Genomic DNA, 21,626 nt, shown 5'->3' with positions numbered 1-21,626 from the left:
GGTCACCGATCAGCCGTTGCGCTTCCAGCGCGGCTTGTCGTCGCGGCGGCCGAACGAGGAGCCCGAGCCGGAGCCGGCCCGGTCGTCGCGGCGGCCGTAGGGACGGTGGCCGCTGGACGGGCGGTCGTCGCGGCGGTCGCGGTTGAACGGACGGTCGCTGCCCCGGTGACCGCCGGAGGGACGGTCGTCGCGGCGGAAGCCGCCACGGTCGTCACGGCGCTCGAAGGGACGGCCACCACGGTCGTCACGGCGGTCGTTGTCCCGGCGGAAGCCACCACGGTCGCCACGGTCGTTGTCACGACGGTCGTCGCGGCGGAAACCGCCACGGTCGTTGTCGCGACGCTCGAAGGAACGGCCACCACGGTCATCACGACGGTCGTTGTCCCGGCGGAAGCCACCACGGTCGCCACGGTCGTTGTCACGACGGTCGTCGCGGCGGAAACCGCCACGGTCGTTGTCGCGACGCTCGAAGGAACGGCCACCACGGTCGTCACGGCGGTCGTTGTCCCGGCGGAAGCCACCACGGTCGCCACGGTCGTTGTCACGACGGTCACGGCGCTCGTAGTTGCCCCGCTCGTCACGGCGCTGGCGCGGCTCGTACGAGGAACGCTCGGTGGGGCGCTCCTCCTGGCGCGGCACCTCGGCGGCGGCGACGGCCTCGGCGGCGGCCTCGGTCGCGGCGGCCACGGCGGCGGCCACGCCCTCCTCGTCCTCGCCGCGGTCACGGGCGGCGCGGGCGGTGAGGCGGTCGGCCTCCTCGCGCAGCTCGGCGGCGCGCCGGGTGGCGCGCTCCAGCTGCTTGGTCAGGGAGGAGACCTCGCGCTCGGCCTGCTGCGCGGCGTTGCCCGCGGACTCGGCCTGGACCTCGGTCATCGAACGGGCGCCGGTGATCTCGGCGACCTCCGGGTCGAAGGCGGCGCCGCCCTGGATGATGTGGCGCCCGGCGTCGACGCCCGCGTCCTCCATGAGGCGGAAGATCTGGCGGCGCTGGTGCGGCAGCGACAGGGAGACGACCGTGCCGGTGCGGCCGGCACGGGCGGTGCGGCCCGCGCGGTGCAGGTAGTCCTTGTGGTCGCCGGCCGGGTCCACGTTCAGGACCAGGTCGATGCCGTCGACGTGGATGCCGCGGGCGGCGACGTCGGTGGCGACCAGCGCGTTGACGTAACCGTCCTTGAAGTCGGCGAGGGTGCGGGTGCGCGCGCCCTGCGTCATGCCGCCGTGCAGCGCGTCGGCCTTCACCCCGGCGTCGCGCAGCTGCTCGGCGATGCGGTCGGCGCCCAGCTGGGTGCGGACGAAGATGATCGTGCGGCCCTTGCGGGCGGCGATGGCCGCGGTGACCGGCGCCTTGTCCTTCGGCTTCACGATCAGGATGTGGTGCGACATGGTCGTGACGGCACCCTGGGCGGCGTCGACCTCGTGGCTGACCGGGTCGTTCAGGTAGCGGGTGACGAGCGTCTTGATCTCGTTCTCCATGGTGGCGGAGAAGAGCATCCGCTGGCCGCCGGCCGGAACCTGGTCGAGCAGCTCGGTGACCTCGGGCAGGAAGCCCAGGTCGGACATCTGGTCGGCCTCGTCGAGGACCGCGACCTCGACCTCGGAGAGGTCGCAGGCGCCGCGGTTGATGAGGTCGCGCAGTCGGCCCGGGGTGGCGACGAGGATGTCGACGCCGCGCTCCAGGGCGTAGATCTGGTTGCCCATCGAGGTGCCGCCGCAGACGACCTTCATCTTCAGGCCGACCTGGTCGCCGTAGGGCTGCAGCGCGTCCGCGACCTGCATCGCGAGCTCACGGGTCGGGGTGAGGATGACGGCGCGCGGCTTGTGCTTCTCGCTGCGGCCGCCGGCCAGACGCGACAGCGTCGGCAGGCCGAAGGAGAGGGTCTTGCCGGAGCCAGTGCGGCCACGGCCGAGGATGTCCTTGCCGGCCAGGGCGTCCGGGATGGTCGCGGCCTGGATCGGGAAGGGGGTGGTCACACCGTTCTGCGCGAGCTTGCGCACGACGCCCTCGGGCAGACCGAGGTCCGCGAAGGTGACGGTGGGCTCGTCGTTCTCGACGGCCTCGACGGCCTCGACGGTCTCGGTGGCCTCGACAGCGTCGGTGGCCTCGATGTTCTCGACGGTCTCGGCAGCCTCTGCGGCCTGCTCGGGCACGGTGTTTTCAGTGGAAATGGACATGCGAAATGCGAAACCTTCCGGAGTCTCGGCACGCGCCCGTCAACTCCGTGTAATTGCGCTTTCGCAAGTCGACCGCCTCAATGCGGTCCAGCCACGGCAAGGGAGAGTACGCGCCACGCGGCGCTCTCTTGACGGCGCCGGGCAAATGGGATCAAACGATCTACCACCATACGCACCCCTCACCCCCCAAGGCAAACCGCCTCCCTGAGACTCGGGTCACAGGACCCGGGGCGCGCCCCTACACGGGGTCCCCCGCCTGCGGCGCGGGCACCCCGTCCGCCGCCGGACCGGACTGCTCGTGGGCGGACGACGACGGCTCGGCGGTCGTGGGCGACGGGGTCGGCGACGGCGTCGGCGGCTCCGAGGTGGGCTCCGGCGAGGACGGCGTGTCGCGCGGCGACGAGGGCCTGGCCGACGCGGAGGCGCGCGCGGACGTCGCGGTCCCCCGGCTCGGCGGCGCGGTCCTCGGCCCCGGCCCGGTCGCCGAGGGCGTCGGGGTCGGGGCGCCGGACGTCTCGCCCGCCCGCGGTGCGGAGTCGCCCGCCTGCGTCCCCACCCCCTCCGCGCCGTCGGAGACCACGGTCCCGCCGTCCGGCGCGGTGCCCGCGCTCCGCGGCGAGGCGGACGGCGACGGCGCCGCGGGACGGCCGTCGTCGGCGACGCTCATGCACCCGGCGGCCGCGGCGACGGCCACCGTGGTCACGGCGAGCCGGCCGACCGACCGGAGAAGGGCACGGGGGTCACGAGGGTCGCGGGACTCACGGGTGACGGACAGCTGGCGCACGGGCGGGCACCTCCGGGAATCCGGCGGGAGACGAGGTCACCGTCCCCAACTGGCGGGCCCCTCGGGAGGACACGCACCGGCACACGGACGGGACACGGCCGTCACCGGCACCGCACAAACCCCGCACAAAGAACGACCGTCAGCCGTATCCCAGGGCGTGCAACCGCGCATCGTCGATCCCGAAGTGGTGCGCGATCTCGTGCACCACGGTGATCTCCGTCTCCGCGACCACGTCCTCCCGCGACGCGCACATGCGCAGCGTCGGCCCCCGGTAGACCGTGATCCGGTCCGGGAGCACTCCGGCGTACCACTCGCCCCGGTCGGTCAGGGGCGTGCCCTCGTAGAGCCCGAGCAGTTCGGGATCGTCCGCGGGCGGCTCGTCCTCCACGAACACCGCGACGTTGTCCATCAGCCGCGTCAACTCGGGCGGAATCCGGTCGAGCGCCTCGGCCACCAGTTCCTCGAACTCCTCGCGCGTCATCTCCAGCACCCGTCCATTGTCCGGTACAACCCGCATATCGACCCGTCCACTTGGGCATACGGGAGCAATGGCCCGCTCGCCCGCAGCAGCCCTCCGCCGGATCCGGTCCCCGCGACAGGTCCGGGGCGCACGCGGCACCGGGTCACCGCGCCGCACCCGGCACCCGCGCCTCGCCCAGGAACTGGTCCACCAGCCCCACCCGTACGCGCGCGCCCTCGGCCTCGTCGCCGTGGTCCTGCTGGGCGCCTGGCTCGGCCTGCTGATCGTCGGGAGCGTGCGGGCCCCCGTGGGCCCCATGGACACGAAGATGACCCTGCGCCCCTCCCTCACCGGCGGCACCAAGATCAACGTGTCGCCGCTGGGCGCCCTGGAGCTCGACTCGCACACCGCCCCCATCCGCCTCGACGTGGACGTGGACCAGCTCGACCCGGCCCGCGCGCAGCAACTGGTCGACCACCCCGAGCGCTTCTCCGGACTCCAGGACGAAGTGGCCCGCGACGTCGAGCACGGCACCGCCGACCTGGCGATCCGCTCCTGCGTGGCCGTGGTCGCCGGCGCGACGGCGCTGGGCCTCGCGGTCTACCGCCGCCCGCGCCGCGCCCTGGCCGCCGGCGGGCTGGCCCTCGCCCTGCTCGCGGCATCGGGCGCGACCGCGTACGCGACCTGGAACCCCAAGTCGGTCCTGGAGCCGAAGTTCTCCGGGCTGCTCTCCTCGGCGCCCTCCGTCGTCGGCAACGCCCGCTCGATCGTCACCGAATTCGACGTCTACCAGAAGGAGTTGGCGCGGCTCGTCACCAATGTCACCCAGCTCTACGACGTGACGTCCACACTGCCCACGTACCAGCCGGACCCCTCGACCATCCGGGTCCTGCACGTCTCGGACATCCACCTCAACCCGGCGTCCTGGAAGATCATCGCCTCGCTCGTGCGGCAGTACCGGATCTCGGTGATCGTCGACACCGGCGACACGATGGACCACGGCTCGGCCGCGGAGAACGCCTTCCTCGACCCGATCAAGGACCTGGGCGCGCCCTACGTCTGGATCCGCGGCAACCACGACTCAAAGAAGGACACGCAGGCGTACCTCTCCGACCGGAAGCGCTTCAAGAACGTCCACGTCCTCGACGACGGCAGGGCGGTCAGCGTGGCCGGCCTGCGCTTCGCCGGCACCGGCGACCCGCAGTACACCCCGGACCGCTCGACCGTGGCCCCGGGCGACCCGGCCGAACGGATGGCGGGCCTGCGGCTCGCCTCGGCCATCCGCGACCAGAAGGCGGCGGGCACCCCGGTCGACATCGCCCTCGCGCACGAGCCGGCCGCCGCGAAGGAGGTCGACGGCACCGTCCCGCTGGTCCTGGCCGGGCACGTCCACCACGAGGAGATGCAGGTGCTCCCGCTGGGCACCCGGCTGCGGATCGAGGGCTCGACCGGCGGCAGCGGACTGCGCGCCGTCGAGAACGACAACGGCCACCCCGATCCGGTCGAGGCGTCGGTGCTCTATCTGGACCGGGGCGGCAAGCGCCTCCAGGCCTGGGACGAGATCCGGCTGGGCGGTCTGGGCCTGACGAAGGCCGAGGTCAGCCGCCATCTCCCCAAGGAGAACCAGCCCGGCGCCACCCCCTCGCCGAGCGCCCCGAGCGGGTCCCCGTAAACCGTTTTGGCGATAGCTCCCCGCATCCCATATGCTTCTCACGTCCCCGACGCGCTGCGAAGCGCGCAGGCGGGCCGATAGCCCTCATCGTCTAGCGGCCTAGGACGCCGCCCTTTCAAGGCGGTAGCACGGGTTCGAATCCCGTTGGGGGCACGCAAAACCGTGTGCGACACTGTTGCACGCACAGCTTGGTCCTGTGGAGCAGTTTGGAGTGCTCGCCACCCTGTCAAGGTGGAGGCCGCGGGTTCAAATCCCGTCAGGACCGCTGCAGTTCCTCGTGAACTGCGTGGCTGGGTAGCTCAGTTGGTACGAGCGATCGCCTGAAAAGCGATAGGTCGCCGGTTCGATCCCGGCCCCAGCCACTTCATCGAAGGCCCCGTCTGCGGACGGGGCCTTCGGCGTTCCTGTGTCAGGTGGTCACACGGCGGCCGCGTGCAGCGGCTGGGTGCCCCGGCCGCCCGGGTGCCGGTGCCGCCAGAACCAGAACAGGCCGGACGAGAGCACCGCCCAGCCGCCGAGCACCAGGAACGGGAACGCGTGCTGGTGGCCCTGGAAGTAGACCGCCGTGTGCTGCGCGTTCACCGACGCGCCCGGCGGGAGCCACTGGCCGATGCGGCCGAGGACCGTCGGCAGCAGCGGGGGCGCCACCGCGCCGCCCGACGCCGGGTTGCCGACCAGGACCAGCAGGCCCCAGGTCGGGATCATCGCCCAGCGGTGGAAGAACGTGTTGAACATCGTGAAGACCATCCCGCACGTGAACATCGTCAGCGCGAGGATCAGCCACGACTCCACGAACGGCAGATCGAGCGCGCCGAGCCCCCAGTCGACGACCGCCGCCACCGCGAACCCGCCGAGCAGCGCGTACGCGACCGTGGCCAGGATCCGCTCCGCCGGGTTCAGGCCGCGCGCGTGCACGCTCAGCTGGATCGCCCCGACGAAGCCGATGATCACGGCCGCCAGCGAGATGTAGAAGATCGCCAGGCCGCGCGGGTCGCCGCTCTGCAACGGGTTCAGGTCCTTCACCGTCACCGGGATGCCGGTCTCCTTGCTGACCTGCGGCGCCGACTCGGTGAAGACCTGGGCGACCGAGACCCCGGACGCGCCGGAGACCTCCAGATCGACCCGGGAGCCGTCGTCCCGCACGTCCAGGACCGCGTAGATCCGCTGCTCGTCGATGGCGTTCCGGGCCGCCTCCCGGGTGGCGTAGTGCTTCAGGTCGAGCTGGGCGTCGAGCGCCTTCTCCATCGCCCCGACGAACGCGCTGCGCCGCGCCGCGTCCCGCTCGCCGGTGACGCCGGTCGGGATGTGGTGCGGGGTCGGGTTCGCCATGGAGTACGTGTAGGAGGCGGCGAACAGGGCCGCCGCCGCGGCCAGGATGAACGTCAGGACCAGCGCGGGCAGGAACGGCGACTTCTTGAAGCCCGCCCAGCGGTCCGCCCGGGTCGGCGGACGGCCGTGCGCGCCGTGCGCGGGATGCCCGGCGGGCTCGGCGGGCTCGGCGGGCTCGGCGGGCTCGCCGTGCGGCGGGTGGGGGCGCGGTTGTTCCTCGTCGGGCAGCGGCGACATACCTGCACGCTAATTCAGTCATAAGCCGCATACATCCCGAGAGCGCCGCACGGCGCGGACGCAGCCAAAACCGTTCGCCACGGATTTCCCCGAGGTGAGATCCTGGAGCACGTATGTCTACGCAGCCTGCTCCCGCCGCCGCCGATCAGTTCGCCGCCCTCGCGCGGCGGCTGTCCGAGCTGTCCCTCCGCGACGCGCACCGGCTCGGGCGCAGGCTCGAGGGCGCCCGCAAGATCCGCAAGCCCGAGGCCCGCGCCGCCGTCCTCACGGAGATCGACGCGGACGCCGAGAAGGCCGGTGTCCGCACGGCCGTACGCCGCGAGCGCCGCGAGGCCCTCGACGTCACGTACCCCGAGCAGCTTCCGGTCAGCCAGAAGAAGGACGAGATCGCCGACGCGATCCGCGATCACCAGGTCGTGATCGTGGCCGGCGAGACCGGCTCCGGCAAGACCACGCAGATCCCCAAGATCTGCCTGGAGCTGGGCCGGGGCGTGCGCGGCATGATCGGCCACACCCAGCCCCGCCGGATCGCGGCCCGCACGGTCGCCGAGCGCGTCGCCGACGAGCTGCACACGCCGCTGGGCGAGGCGGTCGGCTGGAAGGTCCGGTTCACGGACCAGGTCGACCAGGACGGTACGTTCGTCAAGCTGATGACGGACGGCATCCTGCTCGCCGAGATCCAGACGGACCGCGAGCTGCGCGCCTACGACACGATCATCATCGACGAGGCCCACGAGCGGTCCCTCAACATCGACTTCCTGCTGGGGTATCTGGCGCAGCTGCTGCCCAGACGCCCGGACCTGAAGGTCGTCATCACCTCGGCGACCATCGACCCCGAGCGCTTCTCGCGGCACTTCGGCGACGCGCCGATCGTCGAGGTCAGCGGCCGGACGTACCCGGTCGAGGTGCGCTACCGCCCGCTCCTCGAAGAGGCCACCGAGGAATCAGCCGACTCCGACCGCGACCAGATCACCGCGATCACGGACGCGTGCGAGGAGCTGATGGCCGAGGGCGACGGCGACATCCTCGTCTTCCTCTCCGGCGAGCGCGAGATCCGGGACACGGCGGACGCGCTGGAGAAGAAGAAGTACCGATTCACTGAGGTACTCCCCTTGTACGCGCGGCTCTCGCACGCCGAGCAGCACCGGGTCTTCCAGCAGCACACGGGCAGGAGGATCGTTCTGGCGACGAACGTCGCGGAGACCTCGCTGACCGTCCCGGGCATCAAGTACGTCATCGACCCGGGCACCGCCCGCATCTCGCGGTACTCGCACCGTACGAAGGTGCAGCGGCTGCCCATCGAGCCCGTCAGCCAGGCCAGCGCCAACCAGCGCAAGGGCCGCTGCGGCCGTACGAGCGACGGCATCTGCGTCCGCCTGTACTCGGAGGACGACTTCCTCGCGCGCCCGGAGTTCACGGACGCCGAGATCCTGCGCACGAACCTGGCCTCCGTCATCCTCCAGATGACCGCGGCCGGCCTCGGCGACATCGAGAAGTTCCCCTTCATCGACCCGCCGGACCACCGCAACATCCGCGACGGCGTGCAGCTCCTCCAGGAGCTGGGCGCGCTGGACCCGTCCGAGAAGGACCACCGCAAGCGCCTCACGCAGCAGGGCCGCAAGCTCTCCCAGCTGCCCGTGGACCCGCGCCTGGCCCGGATGGTCCTGGAGGCCGACAAGAACGGCTGTGCGCGCGAGGTCATGGTGATCGCGGCCGCGCTGTCCATCCAGGACCCGCGCGAGCGCCCCTCCGACAAGCAGGCGCAGGCCGACCAGCAGCACGCCCGCTTCAAGGACGAGACCAGCGACTTCCTGGCGTTCCTGAACCTGTGGCGCCATGTGCGCGAGCAGCAGAAGGAGCTGGGCTCCTCGGCGTTCCGCCGCATGTGCAAACGCGAGTTCCTGAACTTCCTGCGCATCCGCGAGTGGCAGGACATCTACACGCAGCTGCGGACCGTGGCGAAGCAGATGGGCATCCATCTCAACGAGGAGGACGCCCCCGGCGACTCCATCCACGTCTCCCTCCTCGCCGGCCTGCTCTCCCACATCGGGATGAAGGACGTGAAGGAGTCCAAGGAGTCGCAGGCCAAGGACCCCAAGCAGGCGGGCCGCGACCGGGGCCGCAACGAGTACATCGGCGCCCGCAACGCGAAGTTCGCGATCTTCCCCGGCTCGGCGCTCTTCAAGAAGCCGCCGCGCTTCGTGATGTCGGCCGAGCTGGTGGAGACGTCCCGGCTCTGGGCACGGGTGAACGCGAAGATCGAGCCCGAGTGGGTCGAGCCGCTCGCCGAGCACCTGCTCAAGCGCACGTACAGCGAGCCGCACTGGGAGAAGGACCAGGCGGCCGTGATGGCGTACGAGAAGGTGACGCTGTACGGCGTCCCGCTCGTCGCCCAGCGGAAGATCAACTACGGCCGGATCGACCCCGAGGTCTCGCGCGAGCTGTTCATTCGCAACGCGCTGGTGGAGGGCGACTGGCGGACGCACCACAAGTTCTACGCCGACAACCGCAGGCTCCTCACCGAGGTCGAGGAGCTGGAGCACCGGGCCCGGCGGCGCGACATCGTGGTCGACGACGACACCCTGTTCGACTTCTACGACCAGCGCGTCCCCGAGCACGTCGTCTCGGGCGCCCACTTCGACTCGTGGTGGAAGCACAAGCAGAAGGAGGAGCCCGAACTCCTCGACTTCGAGCGCTCCATGCTCATCCGCGAGTCCGCGGAGGCGGTCACCAAGGCCGACTATCCGGACAGCTGGCGGCAGGGCGCGCTGAAGTTCCGGGTGACGTACCAGTTCGAGCCGGGCGCGGACGCCGACGGCGTGACCGTCCACATCCCGCTCCAGGTGCTCAACCAGGTCACGGACGAGGGCTTCGACTGGCAGATCCCGGGCCTGCGCGAGGACGTGGTCGTGGAGCTGATCCGCTCCTTGCCCAAGCCGATCCGCCGCAACTATGTGCCCGCGCCGAACTACGCGAAGGCGTTCCTGGAGCGGGCCGTTCCCCTCCAGGAGCCGCTGCCGACGACGCTCGCCCGCGAGTTGCAGCGGATGGTCGGCGTCCCGGTGAAGGCCGACGACTTCGACCTCACCCGCGTACCCGACCACCTGAAGATCACCTTCCGGATCGTCGACGAGCGGCGCCGCAACCTCGCCGAGGACAAGGACCTGGAGGCGCTGAAGCTCCGGCTGCGCCCGAAGGCCCGGCAGGCCATCTCCAAGGCCGCGGCGGCCACCGCCGAGCGCGCGGGCGGCCCGTCGGTCGAGCAGAAGGGCCTGACGGACTGGACGATCGGCACCCTGTCGAAGGTCTTCGAGACCCGCCGGGCCGGCCAGCCGGTCAAGGCGTACCCGGCGCTGGTCGACGACGGCCCGGCGGCGAACACCGTGTCCGTACGCCTCTTCGACAGCGAGGCCGAGCAGGCGCAGGCCATGTGGCGGGGCACCCGCCGGCTCATCCTGCGCAGCATCCCGGTGAACCCGGCGAAGTTCGCCTCGGACAAGCTGAACAACGCGGCGAAGCTGGCCCTGTCGGCGAACCCGCACGGCTCCGTGCAGGCCCTCTTCGAGGACTGCGCGACGGCCGCGGCGGACAAGCTCATCGCGGACTTCGGCGGCCCGGCCTGGGACGAGGAGTCGTACCGCGCGCTCTACGAGAAGGTGCGCGCGGAGATCGTCGACACGACCGTGCACACCGTGGACCAGGTGCGGCAGGTGCTCGCCGCCTGGCAGGCCTGCGAGCGCCGCCTCAAGTCGATGCGGAGCCCGACGCTGCTGCCCAACCTCCAGGACGTGCGCGCCCAGCTGGACGCCCTGGTGAAGCCGGGCTTCGTCACGGCGACCGGGCTGCGCCGGCTCGGCGACCTGATGCGCTATCTGGTCGCGGCCGACCGGCGGCTCCAGCAGATGCCGACGGGCGCCCAGCGGGACACCTCCCGCATGGAGAAGGTCCACGAGATGCAGGACGAGTACGCGTGGCTGCTGGAGCAGATGCCGCAGGGGCGGCCGGTGCCGCAGGCCGTCCTGGACATCCGCTGGATGATCGAGGAGCTGCGGGTCAGCTATTTCGCGCACGCCCTGGGCACCGCGTACCCGGTCTCCGACAAGCGGATCGTGAAGGCGATCGACGCCCAAGTGCCGTGACGGAGCAGGCACGCTGGGTGAGTTCGACCGGCGGGCCTGCACTGCTGTAGAGTCCTACTCGCAGCGCAGGGAAGAAAACGAAGCGCCGCACATCCTGGTCCTGTGGAGCAGTTTGGAGTGCTCGCCACCCTGTCAAGGTGGAGGCCGCGGGTTCAAATCCCGTCAGGACCGCAGAAGAGAAGCCCCGCACCGATGGTGCGGGGCTTCTTGCGTTCCCGGGCCGGTCCCTGACGCCGCCTCAGACGCCTCAGACGCCACCGCCCGCCGCCGCCCGGTCCGCCACCGCCCCCTGCGGCTCACCACGGCCCCCGCGACGGCCCCGACGGCGGATCCGCCCGGAGGTGCTGCCAGAGAGGCTCTGGAGGGCCGCGAGAGCGCCCCGGAGGGCGGTGGGGACGAAAGTCCCCCGAAGGCATGACCAAAGCCGACCCACGAGCCCCTCAACTGGTGGGAGCCTGAAGAGAGTCGGGGGGAGCGGAAGCGGCACGGAAGCGCCGGCGCCTCCTCTAGCGCACCTGTGTCATCCGCAACAAGCGGCAGGGTGTGTGACGGGTGTCACCGAACTAGTTTTGGAAACACCGTTTCTTACACCCCTCCTACAACTGCTCAATTTAATATGTGCAATTGCACTACCTTCGCAGGCGTCCGCCGAGGACCGATCAAGGTCCGACAAGAGCACGCACGGATCCCCGCCGCAGACCGGCCCGCGCGCACAAAAAAGATCGCGCTGGACCCGGCGGAGTCCAGCGCGATCGACGACGCGCCCGTGCCGCTGTGGAGATGACGCTTCAGCGGGCTCTTCGGAAGAAGGGGGTCTGTTGGGGCAGACCCGCGTCAAGTGGAGCTATGGGGTGGGCGCGGTACGGGTTGGGGGGCCCGAAACGCCCGGTATTGCAGCGTTATGCGGTGCCTCAGGCCTCGCTGCGCTGCTGGGGGATACCCGCCAGCAGTGCGCGGACCTCGGCCTCGCGGTAGCGGCGGTGTCCGCCGAGCGTGCGGATCGACGTGAGCTTGCCAGCCTTCGCCCAGCGCGTGACCGTCTTCGGGTCGACGCGGAACATCGTGGCGACCTCAGCCGGGGTCAGCAGCGGCTCGGCATCAGGGGTGCGAGCGGTCATGAGCGGCCTCCTCGGGAGAACCGAACCTTCTCGGTTCTTTCCTTTAAATTCTGCACCTTGACCCGCGTTGCCCGATATGGCGGACACGGGTCGAGTCGGTTATAGGACGAACGGCTTGTCCTCGGCACTACAACTACACCATCCGTCCAGCCGCGTCGGCCAAACCGATGGAATTGCCCTCCCAGGTGTTCATCAGCGACGGAAGCCGATGGACCATGCCATAGCGGACAGTCACGCCACAGTGACGATCAGTCACAGAGCGATCAGGAGTCGTCAGACCCCCCACAGACAGTGCAATGCTGAGTAATCCGTCCATGGTTGGACTTAGATGGACGGATGGAGCCCTCCCCGGACTCCTTGTCCTATTTTGGCACGAGGAGGGGTGATGGACGCAAGGGCGCAGTAAGTGCGGTCCGTCACGCTTGGGTCATAAGCCCGGATCGGGACGTAGGTCCTAAGACCACCGCACAGGGCGTCAGTTGGCGTACTGCCGGTCCCGCACGGCGCGCCAGCGCTCCACGAGCCGGGTGTACGCCTCGCCCGCCCCGTCCCCGTCACCGGAGCGCAGCGCCGCGATGCCCTCGGCCACGTCCGCCGCCGAGTGGTCCTCGTCGAGCAGGCCGGCCGGCAGCGCGTGCACCAGTCCGCCGTAGTCCAGTTCGACGTACGAACGCGGGTGGAACTCCTCCAGCCAGCGCCCCACATCTACCAGGCCGTCGATGAGCGGCCCCTCGTCGATCGCGTCCCGCAGCGCCCGCAGGCCGCGCGCCACCCGCCGGCGGGCCTGCACCATCGGCGTCCGGTAGCGCAGGTACGGGCCCTCCGGGCAGCCTTCGCCGCTCTCGGCGCCCTCGCCGCTCTTCGGCTCGTACTCCCGCTCCTCGTCGGCGACGAGCACGAACCAGTTCAGCGGGACCTGCCAGACCGACGTCCGGATCCAGGGGCGGGCGTCGGGGTTGCGCTCCAGCCAGCGTTCGTAGTCGGCCGCCGCCTGCCGGCGCACCACCGGCGGCAGCACCGCGTCCAGGACCGGCGTGGGCAGCTGCTCCGGCAGCTCGCCGAGCGCCTGCCAGCCGCGCAGCCGGGTCCGCCACGGGCACACGCACAGCACGCCCTCAACCTCGATCACGAACGCGTCGGCGCTCTCGTGCACCGGCACCGCGACCGGCGGGGTGGGCACCAAGTCGGCCAGGGAGCGCCGGAGTTCGTCCTGGTACGACGGGCGGCGCTCGCGGCGCGCATAGCGCTCCCAGTGACCGCGCTCCGGCTGCGGGAAGGCCGCGAGCGGCTCGTAGACGCGCAGGTACGCCGCGTACGGGACGGTCACCGAGGACACCTTGGGCACGGTCGCTCCCTCCCCCGCCCGAAGGCTGGAAACCCTGAAAAGCACTGCACATCGTCCCACCCGGCCCGGCTCCGGGACGCGGCGGGATTCGACGGTACGTCGGGGGGCCCACGACGCGAGAGAGTGATCCTCGGCACTGCGCCCGTGGCGGGCCCCCGCAGGTTCTAGTCTCTTGCCACGCACCACCACGGACGCCCGCCACCCGTACGGGAATCCGCTCAACCGCCGCTATGTACTTGGGAGTCACCACAGTGACCGATGTGACCGGCGCGCCTGCTGATGTACTGCACACCCTCTTCCACTCGGATCAAGGGGGCCACGAGCAGGTCGTTCTCTGCCAGGACCGGGCCAGCGGCCTCAAGGCCGTCATCGCCCTCCACTCCACCGCCCTGGGCCCGGCCCTCGGCGGCACGCGCTTCTACCCCTACGCCTCCGAGGCGGAGGCCGTCGCCGACGCGCTCAACCTCGCCCGCGGCATGTCGTACAAGAACGCCATGGCCGGGCTCGACCACGGCGGCGGCAAGGCCGTGATCATCGGCGACCCGGACACCGTGAAGAGCGAGGAACTGCTGCTCGCCTACGGCCGGTTCGTGGCCTCGCTCGGCGGGCGCTACGTGACCGCGTGCGACGTCGGCACCTACGTGGCCGACATGGACGTCGTCGCCCGCGAGTGCCGCTGGACGACGGGACGCTCGCCGCAGAACGGCGGGGCGGGCGACTCCTCCGTCCTCACCGCCTTCGGCGTCTTCCAGGGGATGCGGGCCAGCGCCCGGCACCTGTGGGGCGACCCGTCGCTGCGCGGGCGCACGGTCGGCATCGCGGGCGTGGGCAAGGTGGGGCACCACCTGGTCGAGCACCTGCTCGCCGACGGCGCCGGGGTCGTGATCACCGATGTGCGCCCGGAGTCGGTGCGGCGGATCACCGACCAGCACCCGGAGGTGCGGGTCGCGGCGGACACGGACGCCCTGATCCGGGAGCCGGGACTCGACATCTACGCGCCGTGCGCGCTCGGCGCCGCGCTGAACGACGACACCGTGCCGGTGCTGACCGCCAAGGTGGTGTGCGGCGCGGCCAACAACCAGCTCGCGCACCCGGGCGTCGAGAAGGACCTGGCCGACCGCGGGATCCTCTACGCCCCGGACTACGTGGTCAACGCGGGCGGCGTCATCCAGGTCGCCGACGAGCTGCACGGCTTCGACTTCGACCGCTGCAAGGCGAAGGCCGCGAAGATCTTCGACACCACGCTCAGTATCTTCGCGCGCGCAAAGGATGACGGGATTCCGCCGGCCGCCGCGGCCGACCGGATCGCCGAGCAGCGGATGGCGGAGGCGCGCGGACGGGCGTGATCGGCCGCCCCGGGTAAGAAGAGTCACGCCGATCGGCGGGTCGCCCGCCGAGAAGAGGTTAAAATCGCAGCTGACCAGCGAGGACAGGGCTCCTTGCTGGTCCTGTGCACAGGCGCGTCCTGCGGGCGACGTACCGTATGGGCGTGGGCTCAGGTACCGTGGAAGCCCTACGGACCGGTCTCTCTGCGGAGAGCCCGTTCCAGATCATGAACGCGTGTCAAGACTCTGGGGCCGTCGAGCCCCGTCACCGAGGGGGTCGAGCCATGGGGCGCGGCCGGGCAAAGGCCAAGCAGACGAAGGTCGCCCGCCAGCTGAAGTACAGCAGCGGCGGGACTGACCTGTCGCGTCTGGCCAATGAGCTGGGCGCATCGACGTCGAATCCAGTATCGAATCAGCCGCCGAACGGTGAGCCTTTCGAGGACGACGACGAGGAAGACGACCCGTACGCCCGCTATGCGGATATGTACGACGACGACGAGGAAGACGACTCGGACGAGTCGGGCCCTTCGTCGCAGCGCCGCGGCGCTTGACCTCGTATTACATCGAGCACACGAGCACATCGAGCATTTTCAGCGCGTAACCCGCTTCTGATCACTGCTGCACTCACCCGGTCCGGGTGGTATCCACACCGGACCGGGTTTTGTGCTGCTCCGTTCCGGCTACTTCGCGTAGTCGCCCGTGAGCTCGGCGCCCGTCGCGTGGTCGCCGCGGTCGGTGATCTCGCCGGCCACCCACGAGTCGACCCCGCGGTCGGCGAGGGTCGCGAGGGCGACGTCCACCGAGTCCTGCGGGACGATCGCCATCATGCCGACGCCCATGTTCAGCGTCTTCTCCAGCTCCAGGCGCTCGACCCGGCCCGCGCTGCCGACGAGGTCGAAGACCGGGTCCGGGGTCCAGGTGGCGCGGTCGACCGTGGCGTGCAGGCCGTCCGGGATCACCCGGGCCAGGTTGGCCGCGAGGCCGCCACCCGTGATGTGGCTGTAGGCGTGGACCTCGGTGGTGCTGGTCAGCGAGAGGCAGTCCAGCGAGTAGATCTTGGTGGGTTCGAGCAGTTCCTCGCCGAGCGTGCGGCCCAGCTCGTCCACGTGCCGGTCGAGCGTCAGGCCCGCGCGGTCGAGGAGGACGTGGCGGACCAGCGAGTACCCGTTGGAGTGAAGACCGGAGGACGCCATGGCGATCACCGCGTCACCCTTACGGATGCGGTCCGGGCCCAGCAGGTTGTCGTACTCCACGACGCCCGTACCGGCGCCCGCGACGTCGAAGTCGTCCGCGCCGAGCAGGCCCGGGTGCTCCGCCGTCTCGCCGCCGACCAGGGCGCAGCCCGCGAGGACGCAGCCCTCGGCGATGCCCTTCACGATGGCGGCGACGCGCTCGGGGTGCACCTTGCCGACGCAGATGTAGTCGGTCATGAACAGCGGCTCGGCGCCGCAGACGACGATGTCGTCCATGACCATCGCGACGAGGTCGTGGCCGATCGTGTCGTAGACGCCCAGCTGCCGGGCGATGTCGACCTTCGTGCCGACGCCGTCGGTGGCGGAGGCGAGAAGGGGGCGCTCGTACTTCTTGAGGGCGGAGGCGTCGAAGAGGCCGGCGAAGCCGCCGAGGCCGCCGAGGACCTCGGGGCGCTGCGTCTTCTTCACCCACTCCTTCATGAGTTCTACGGCGCGGTCGCCGGCTTCGATGTCGACGCCTGCGGACGCGTAGGAGGCACCGGACTTGGTCTCAGACATTGCCTGGGATCTTTCGGGTTGGTGAGTACGAAGACGGGCTACGGGCGACGGATCGCGTCGGCCGCGGCCGTGGCGGCGGGGCCCGCGGCCAGTTCCGTCTCCAGGAGCTGCTTGCCCAGCAGTTCCGGGTCGGGGAGGTCCATCGGGTACTCGCCGTCGAAGCAGGCGCGGCAGAGGTTCGGCTTGTCGATGGTGGTGGCCTCGATCATGCCGTCGATGGAGATGTAGGAGAGCGAGTCCGCCCCGAGCGAGGTGCCGATCTCCTCGACCGACATGCCGTTGGCGATCAGCTCGGCGCGGGTCGCGAAGTCGATGCCGAAGAAGCAGGGCCACTTCACCGGCGGCGACGAGATCCGGATGTGGACCTCGGCGGCGCCGGCCTCGCGGAGCATGCGGACCAGGGCGCGCTGGGTGTTGCCGCGCACGATCGAGTCGTCGACGACGACCAGGCGCTTGCCCTTGATGACTTCCTTGAGGGGGTTCAGCTTCAGCCGGATGCCGAGCTGGCGGATCGTCTGGGAGGGCTGGATGAAGGTACGGCCCACATAGGCGTTCTTCACCAGACCGGCACCGAACGGGATGCCGGACGCCTCCGCGTAGCCGATCGCGGCGGGAGTGCCGGATTCCGGAGTCGCTATGACCAGATCGGCCTCGACCGGAGCTTCCTTCGCCAGCTTGCGGCCCATCTCCACACGGGAGAGATAGACGTTCCGGCCCGCGATGTCGGTGTCGGGGCGCGCCAGATACACGTACTCGAAGACACAGCCCTTGGGCTTTGCTTCGGCGAAGCGGGACGTTCGCAGGCCGTTCTCGTCGATGGCGACGAACTCGCCCGGCTCGATCTCGCGGACGTACGCCGCGCCGCAGATGTCGAGGGCGGCGGACTCGGAGGCCACCACCCAGCCGCGCTCGAGCCGGCCGAGGACCAGCGGGCGGATGCCCTGCGGGTCGCGGGCCGCGTACAGCGTGTGCTCGTCCATGAAAACGAGTGAGAAGGCGCCCTGGACCTGGGGCAGCACCTTGCCGGCCGCCTCCTCGGTCGTCAGGGGCTTGCCGTCCTCGTCGACCTGTCCGGCGAGCAGCGCCGTGACCAGGTCGGTGTCGTTGGTGGCCGCCACCTGCGTGGCGCGGCCGTTCTCCTTGGGGAGGTCGGCGACCATCTCGGCGAGCTGCGCCGTGTTGACCAGGTTGCCGTTGTGGCCGAGCGCGATCGAACCGTGCGCGGTGGCGCGGAACGTCGGCTGGGCGTTCTCCCACACGGAGGCTCCGGTGGTCGAGTAGCGGGCGTGACCGACCGCGATATGACCTTGCAGAGAACCTAGGGAAGTCTCGTCGAAGACCTGGGAGACGAGTCCCATGTCCTTGAAGACGAGGATCTGGGAGCCATTGCTGACCGCGATTCCCGCGGATTCCTGACCCCGGTGTTGGAGGGCGTAGAGCCCGAAGTAAGTGAGCTTGGCGACCTCTTCACCCGGAGCCCAGACACCGAAGACGCCGCAAGCGTCCTGGGGGCCTTTCTCGCCGGGGAGCAGATCATGATTGAGTCGACCGTCACCACGTGGCACGCGACCGAGTGTAGACGTGATCGACCACTGGTCCGAATTGGGGACAGGGGGTTTGGGCGTTGACGGGGCGTGGGAGAGCGCCGTCGGGACCGCCCGCGGCGGCTCCGGTCCGGCCGTCCGAAGCTGGACAAAGATCCAAGCCCACCCTTCTGACCAGCGCAAACTCTCCGGCTCCGACGGCACGCCGGTCGCCGGGCCGAATGTGACCCATGTCGCTGCCGCGGCCGGGCCCCGGTCCGGAGTGCGGACGCCCCGTTGACAGTGCCACGTCACGCTCGGCAAGGTGCTGGATCATGCAGCCCCTCAGTGACCGAGCGGTCACCCTCGTGGAGCGCCGCCACGTCGACCTGGTCCGTGTCGCGAGCGCCATCTGTCGCTGCGTCTGAGCTCCGCTCGTCGTCTGGTCCTGCCTCGGCCGTGATGGACGGCTGAGGTCTGTTCGGGGTCGGTTTCGTCTGCCCTGTCCTCTTTGTCGCGGGCTTTCGGTTGTTCCCGCTTGCTCGCGCCGTTCCCCGCGCCCCTGACGGGGCGCCATGCCACCGGAGTTCTTCCTTATGCCTCCGCATGCTCTGTCCCGTCGTGCTGCCCTGGGTGGGGCCGCTGTCGCCGCGCTCGGTGCGTCGGCTCCCTCCGCGTCCGCTCAGGAGCGGCCGTTCCGTGCCGCCTCCGGCCGGCGCTCGAAGCGGCCCAACATCCTGTTCATCCTGGGTGACGACCTGGGCTGGGCCGATCTCTCCTCGTACGGCGCGCCCCACATCAAGACCCCGAACCTGGACCGCCTCGCCCGGCAGGGCGTCCGCTTCACCGACGCCTACAGCGGCTCGGCGACCTGCTCGCCGACCCGCTTCAGCCTCTACACGGGCCGCTACCCGGGGCGGACGAAGGGCGGGCTCGCGGAGCCGATAGCCGACCGGTCCGTCGGGCTCGACCCGAACCACCCCACGCTCGCCTCGCTGCTGCGCGGTGCGGGCTACTCGACCGCGCTGATCGGCAAGTGGCACTGCGGGTACCTGCCGGACTACTCCCCCACCAAGTCGGGCTGGGACGAGTTCTTCGGCAACTTCGGCGGGGCCCTTGAGTACTACTCGAAGCTGGGGCTCGGCGGCGAGTACGACCTGTTCGCGGGCGATGTGAAGGAGGGCGACGCCGAGTACAAGGACCTGCGGTACTACACGCGGATCCTCACCGAGCGGGCGAGCGAGTACGTGCGCCGCGACCACGGGGACAAGCCGTGGCTGCTCAACCTGAACTTCACCACCCCGCACTGGCCGTGGATCGCCGACGGGGACGAGGAAGAGAGCGCCGAGGTCGTACGGAAGATCAGAGCCGGGGACGCGCGGGCGCTGTTCCACACCGACGGCGGGTCCGTGGAGAAGTACACGGAGATGGTCGAGGACCTGGACCGGTCGGTGGGCAAGGTGCTCGCCGCCCTGAAGGAGTCGGGCCGGGAGAAGGACACCCTGGTCTTCTTCGCCTCCGACAACGGCGGTGAGCGCTTCTCGTACAACTGGCCGCTGTCCGGCAACAAGGCGTCCCTCCAGGAGGGCGGCATCCGCGTGCCGACCATCGTGCGCTGGCCGGCCAGGATCGACGGCGGGCAGGTCAGCCACGAGCCGGTCTTCACCCCGGACTGGACGGCGACCCTGCTGGAGATCGGCGGCGCCCGGCCCGACCCGGCCCACCCGCTCGACGGCACCAGTCTCGCGGGTTATCTGCTGCGCGGCGCGGAGCTGCCGGAGCGCGCGCTGTTCTGGCGGGTGCGCGGGGAGCGGGCCGTGCGCCGGGGCGACTGGAAGTACTACCGGGGCAAGGGCGGCACGGACCAGCTGTTCGACCTCTCCGCCGACCGGCGCGAACAGGCCGACCGGGCCGCCGACGAGCCCGCGCTGCTGGCCGAGCTGAAGGCGGTGTGGGAGAAGACGGACAGGACGCTGCTGCCGTACCCGTCCTGAGGACCGTGGCCGGCACCGGTGTCAGGTGCCGGCCGTCAGCGCGATCGTGGTGCCGTCGGCCGCCTTCAAGGTCAGGGAGTCGCCCTGGATGTCGTAACTCGTCCTGCCCTTGAGGACGGTCCGCATCGTCTGCTCCACGTCCGACGCCTCGCCGACGCAGCCCATCTTGGTGGAGGTCAGCGGGCCGAAGGTGATGTGGCCGTCCGCGACGGTGGTCCTGGCGTCGCCGCTGTTGCAGCCGAGGCGGGCGCTGACCGTGCCGTTCTTGGCGAAGACGAGGCGGGCCCGGCCCTCGGCGGACTTCGGCAGCGGCTGGACGCCGTCGTCCGCGCCCAGTCCCGTGACCGTCCACTTGGTGCCGACGAGCCGGGCGTCGCGCTGTTTGACCAGGGAGATCACGGCGCCGTCCGGTCCGGTGAGGGTCAGCCGGCTGTCGTCGTCGGAGGTCTTGACGGTGTTCTCGGCGGCGAGGGCATGGGCGAGGCTCTTCTCGAAGGCGCGCTGCTTCTTGTCCTCGCAGTACATCTTCGTGGTGGCCGACTTGCCGAGGGCGACGCCGGTGTCGGTGACGGTGGCCCGGGCGTCGAAACGGTTGCACCCGTAGTTGCCGCGGACCCGCTGGTCGGAGACGAACTCCAGATAGGCGCCGTTCGGCGCCCTGGTCGTCGTCCCGTCGACCGTCATGCTCCGCACGGTCCAGTGGACGCCGTCGACCGGGGCTCCGCCGACCTTCACCGAGCCGGGGGCCTGCTCGTCTCCGCAGGCCGTGACCGTGGCCAGGCCGGCCACGGGCAGGGCGGCGAGGAGCAGGAAGCGGGGGGCGCGGGGCTTGCGTTGCGTGAACATGCCGATTCGACGGGACCGCCCCGCCGATCGGTTCCGTCCGGCCCTCCGGATCAGGCCATGATCGGCAGTAGATCCGCCAGATCGGCCCGCTCGCCGCTGGCGCTGACGAGCGCGTCGTCCAGCGCCGTCTTCCACGACGTACGTCCCGTGGCCAGGCGGATCCAGGTGAGCGGGTCGGTCTCCACCACGTTCGGCGGGGTGCCGCGGGTGTGCCGGGGGCCCTCGACGCACTGGACGACCGCGAACGGCGGGATCCGGACCTCGGTGGAGCCGCCCGGCGCCTTGGCGGCGAGCGCGTCGGCGAGGAACCGGGTCGCGGCGGCCAGCAGTTGCCGCTCGACGGGCAGGGCGAGTGCGGGCAGCGCGTCGTTCAGGTCGTCGGTGTGCACGACGAGTTCGACGGCGCGGGTGACCAGGACATCGGTCAGGGTCATCGCCCCGACCCGGTGCTGCACCGGCCGCCCGCCGTCGATCCCCGCGGTCAGATACGTGTCGAGCCCGTCGGCGCCCCGCGCGTACAGCTCGCTCAGCGGCGCGCTGTCCGCCAGATCCCGGACGCCGGCGGCGATGGCGGGGGCGGCGGGCGCGGTCAGGAACGGATAGTCGAGCAGCGCCAGATCGGCCCGGGGCGGGGCGGGCTCGGCGAGGCCGCGCGGCAGCATGCCGACGGCCATGGTGATGTGCGCGGCGAGCTCCCGCACCGTCCAGTCACCGAGCCGGGTGGGCGCCGCGAGCTGGTCGGGCGTCAGCGCCCCGACAACCTCGCGCACCGCGGCGAACTGGGCCAGGACGGCGGTCCTGAGCTTCTCGGAGTCGTAGGAGCGCGCACGCTTTCTGGGCGTCTTGGGCGGGACCATGCCCGAGACCCTACGCCCGCACCGCGAAGCCGTTCAGGCCCTTGTCGTGGGTGATCCGCGCCGAGCTCCCGCCG

General features: G+C 70.7%; 16 protein-coding genes and 4 tRNA genes. 10 read left to right on the top strand and 10 right to left on the bottom strand.

The features are described 5' to 3' along the window. Positions 1 to 9: 9 nt before the first annotated feature. From ABII15_RS20230 to ABII15_RS20220, 3 genes are all read right to left on the bottom strand, one after another. A complete protein-coding gene (locus ABII15_RS20230; protein ID WP_353943730.1) occupies positions 10 to 2,172 on the bottom strand; it encodes a DEAD/DEAH box helicase in 2,163 nt (720 codons plus the stop codon). 238 nt (positions 2,173 to 2,410) lie between these two features. Further along, positions 2,411 to 2,956, bottom strand: coding sequence for a hypothetical protein (locus tag ABII15_RS20225; RefSeq protein WP_353943729.1), 546 nt, complete (start codon positions 2,954 to 2,956; stop codon positions 2,411 to 2,413). A 139-nt stretch (positions 2,957 to 3,095) separates the two neighbouring features. After that, positions 3,096 to 3,446: a metallopeptidase family protein gene (locus ABII15_RS20220; RefSeq protein ID WP_181512717.1), complete on the bottom strand. Its 351-nt coding sequence runs from the start codon at positions 3,444 to 3,446 to the stop codon at positions 3,096 to 3,098. Positions 3,447 to 3,504: 58 nt separating this feature from the next. On the opposite strand from ABII15_RS20220, the gene ABII15_RS20215 reads away from it, so the two are divergent. The 4 genes from ABII15_RS20215 to ABII15_RS20200 all read left to right on the top strand — a co-directional run bounded on the left by ABII15_RS20215 (position 3,505) and on the right by ABII15_RS20200 (position 5,450). Beyond that, on the top strand, positions 3,505 to 5,088 hold the full coding sequence (locus ABII15_RS20215; protein WP_353943728.1) for a metallophosphoesterase: 1,584 nt from the start codon (positions 3,505 to 3,507) through the stop codon (positions 5,086 to 5,088). An 80-nt stretch (positions 5,089 to 5,168) separates the two neighbouring features. After that, a tRNA-Glu gene (locus ABII15_RS20210) sits at positions 5,169 to 5,241 on the top strand. A gap of 37 nt (positions 5,242 to 5,278) precedes the next feature. Beyond that, positions 5,279 to 5,353, top strand: a tRNA-Asp gene (locus ABII15_RS20205). 23 nt (positions 5,354 to 5,376) lie between these two features. Then, positions 5,377 to 5,450: transfer RNA gene (locus tag ABII15_RS20200), tRNA-Phe, on the top strand. Between the two features lie 55 nt (positions 5,451 to 5,505). On the opposite strand, the gene ABII15_RS20195 is transcribed toward ABII15_RS20200, so the two are convergent. Beyond that, positions 5,506 to 6,654: an ABC transporter permease gene (locus ABII15_RS20195; RefSeq protein ID WP_353943727.1), complete on the bottom strand. Its 1,149-nt coding sequence runs from the start codon at positions 6,652 to 6,654 to the stop codon at positions 5,506 to 5,508. Positions 6,655 to 6,767: 113 nt separating this feature from the next. On the opposite strand from ABII15_RS20195, the gene hrpA reads away from it, so the two are divergent. Further along, positions 6,768 to 10,793 (top strand): ATP-dependent RNA helicase HrpA, encoded by a 4,026-nt coding sequence (hrpA, locus tag ABII15_RS20190; RefSeq protein ID WP_353943726.1) that lies wholly within the window; start codon positions 6,768 to 6,770, stop codon positions 10,791 to 10,793. Between the two features lie 96 nt (positions 10,794 to 10,889). Then, positions 10,890 to 10,964: transfer RNA gene (locus ABII15_RS20185), tRNA-Asp, on the top strand. 740 nt (positions 10,965 to 11,704) lie between these two features. Here the strand turns inward: ABII15_RS20185 and bldC are convergent. Further along, positions 11,705 to 11,911: a developmental transcriptional regulator BldC gene (bldC, locus tag ABII15_RS20180; protein WP_003949541.1), complete on the bottom strand. Its 207-nt coding sequence runs from the start codon at positions 11,909 to 11,911 to the stop codon at positions 11,705 to 11,707. 475 nt (positions 11,912 to 12,386) lie between these two features. Beyond that, entirely contained in the window at positions 12,387 to 13,256 is an 870-nt protein-coding gene (locus ABII15_RS20175) for a hypothetical protein (protein ID WP_353943725.1), read from the bottom strand. Between the two features lie 251 nt (positions 13,257 to 13,507). Here ABII15_RS20175 and ABII15_RS20170 point away from each other — a divergent pair, with 251 nt between their 5' ends. Both ABII15_RS20170 and ABII15_RS20165 read left to right on the top strand, forming a co-directional pair. Continuing rightward, positions 13,508 to 14,602, top strand: a complete 1,095-nt coding sequence (locus ABII15_RS20170) for a Glu/Leu/Phe/Val dehydrogenase dimerization domain-containing protein (protein WP_353943724.1) — start codon at positions 13,508 to 13,510, stop codon at positions 14,600 to 14,602. A gap of 263 nt (positions 14,603 to 14,865) precedes the next feature. Continuing rightward, a complete protein-coding gene (locus tag ABII15_RS20165; RefSeq protein WP_111667558.1) occupies positions 14,866 to 15,132 on the top strand; it encodes a DUF3073 domain-containing protein in 267 nt (88 codons plus the stop codon). 129 nt (positions 15,133 to 15,261) lie between these two features. Here ABII15_RS20165 and purM read toward each other — a convergent pair whose 3' ends face one another. Then, on the bottom strand, positions 15,262 to 16,332 hold the full coding sequence (gene purM, locus ABII15_RS20160; RefSeq protein WP_353943723.1) for a phosphoribosylformylglycinamidine cyclo-ligase: 1,071 nt from the start codon (positions 16,330 to 16,332) through the stop codon (positions 15,262 to 15,264). 38 nt (positions 16,333 to 16,370) lie between these two features. After that, on the bottom strand, positions 16,371 to 17,897 hold the full coding sequence (gene purF / locus ABII15_RS20155; protein ID WP_353943722.1) for an amidophosphoribosyltransferase: 1,527 nt from the start codon (positions 17,895 to 17,897) through the stop codon (positions 16,371 to 16,373). Positions 17,898 to 18,190: 293 nt separating this feature from the next. Between purF and ABII15_RS20150 the strand changes: the two genes are divergently transcribed. Together ABII15_RS20150 and ABII15_RS20145 are read left to right on the top strand one after the other, a co-directional pair. Next, positions 18,191 to 18,283, top strand: a complete 93-nt coding sequence (locus ABII15_RS20150) for a putative leader peptide (protein ID WP_353943721.1) — start codon at positions 18,191 to 18,193, stop codon at positions 18,281 to 18,283. Between the two features lie 168 nt (positions 18,284 to 18,451). Next, a complete protein-coding gene (locus tag ABII15_RS20145) occupies positions 18,452 to 19,849 on the top strand; it encodes a sulfatase-like hydrolase/transferase (protein WP_353943720.1) in 1,398 nt (465 codons plus the stop codon). Between the two features lie 21 nt (positions 19,850 to 19,870). Here the strand turns inward: ABII15_RS20145 and ABII15_RS20140 are convergent, their stop codons facing one another. Together ABII15_RS20140 and ABII15_RS20135 are read right to left on the bottom strand one after the other, a co-directional pair. Then, on the bottom strand, positions 19,871 to 20,695 hold the full coding sequence (locus ABII15_RS20140; RefSeq protein ID WP_353943719.1) for an META domain-containing protein: 825 nt from the start codon (positions 20,693 to 20,695) through the stop codon (positions 19,871 to 19,873). Between the two features lie 50 nt (positions 20,696 to 20,745). After that, complete coding sequence (locus ABII15_RS20135; protein ID WP_353943718.1) at positions 20,746 to 21,552, bottom strand: sterol carrier family protein; 807 nt, start codon at positions 21,550 to 21,552, stop codon at positions 20,746 to 20,748. Between the last annotated feature and the right edge of the window lie 74 nt (positions 21,553 to 21,626).

Origin of the sequence: Streptomyces sp. HUAS MG91, from assembly GCF_040529335.1 — a bacterium.
Taxonomy (GTDB): Bacteria; Actinomycetota; Actinomycetes; order Streptomycetales; family Streptomycetaceae; genus Streptomyces; species Streptomyces tabacisoli.
This window is presented reverse-complemented; position numbering and strand designations above follow the sequence as displayed.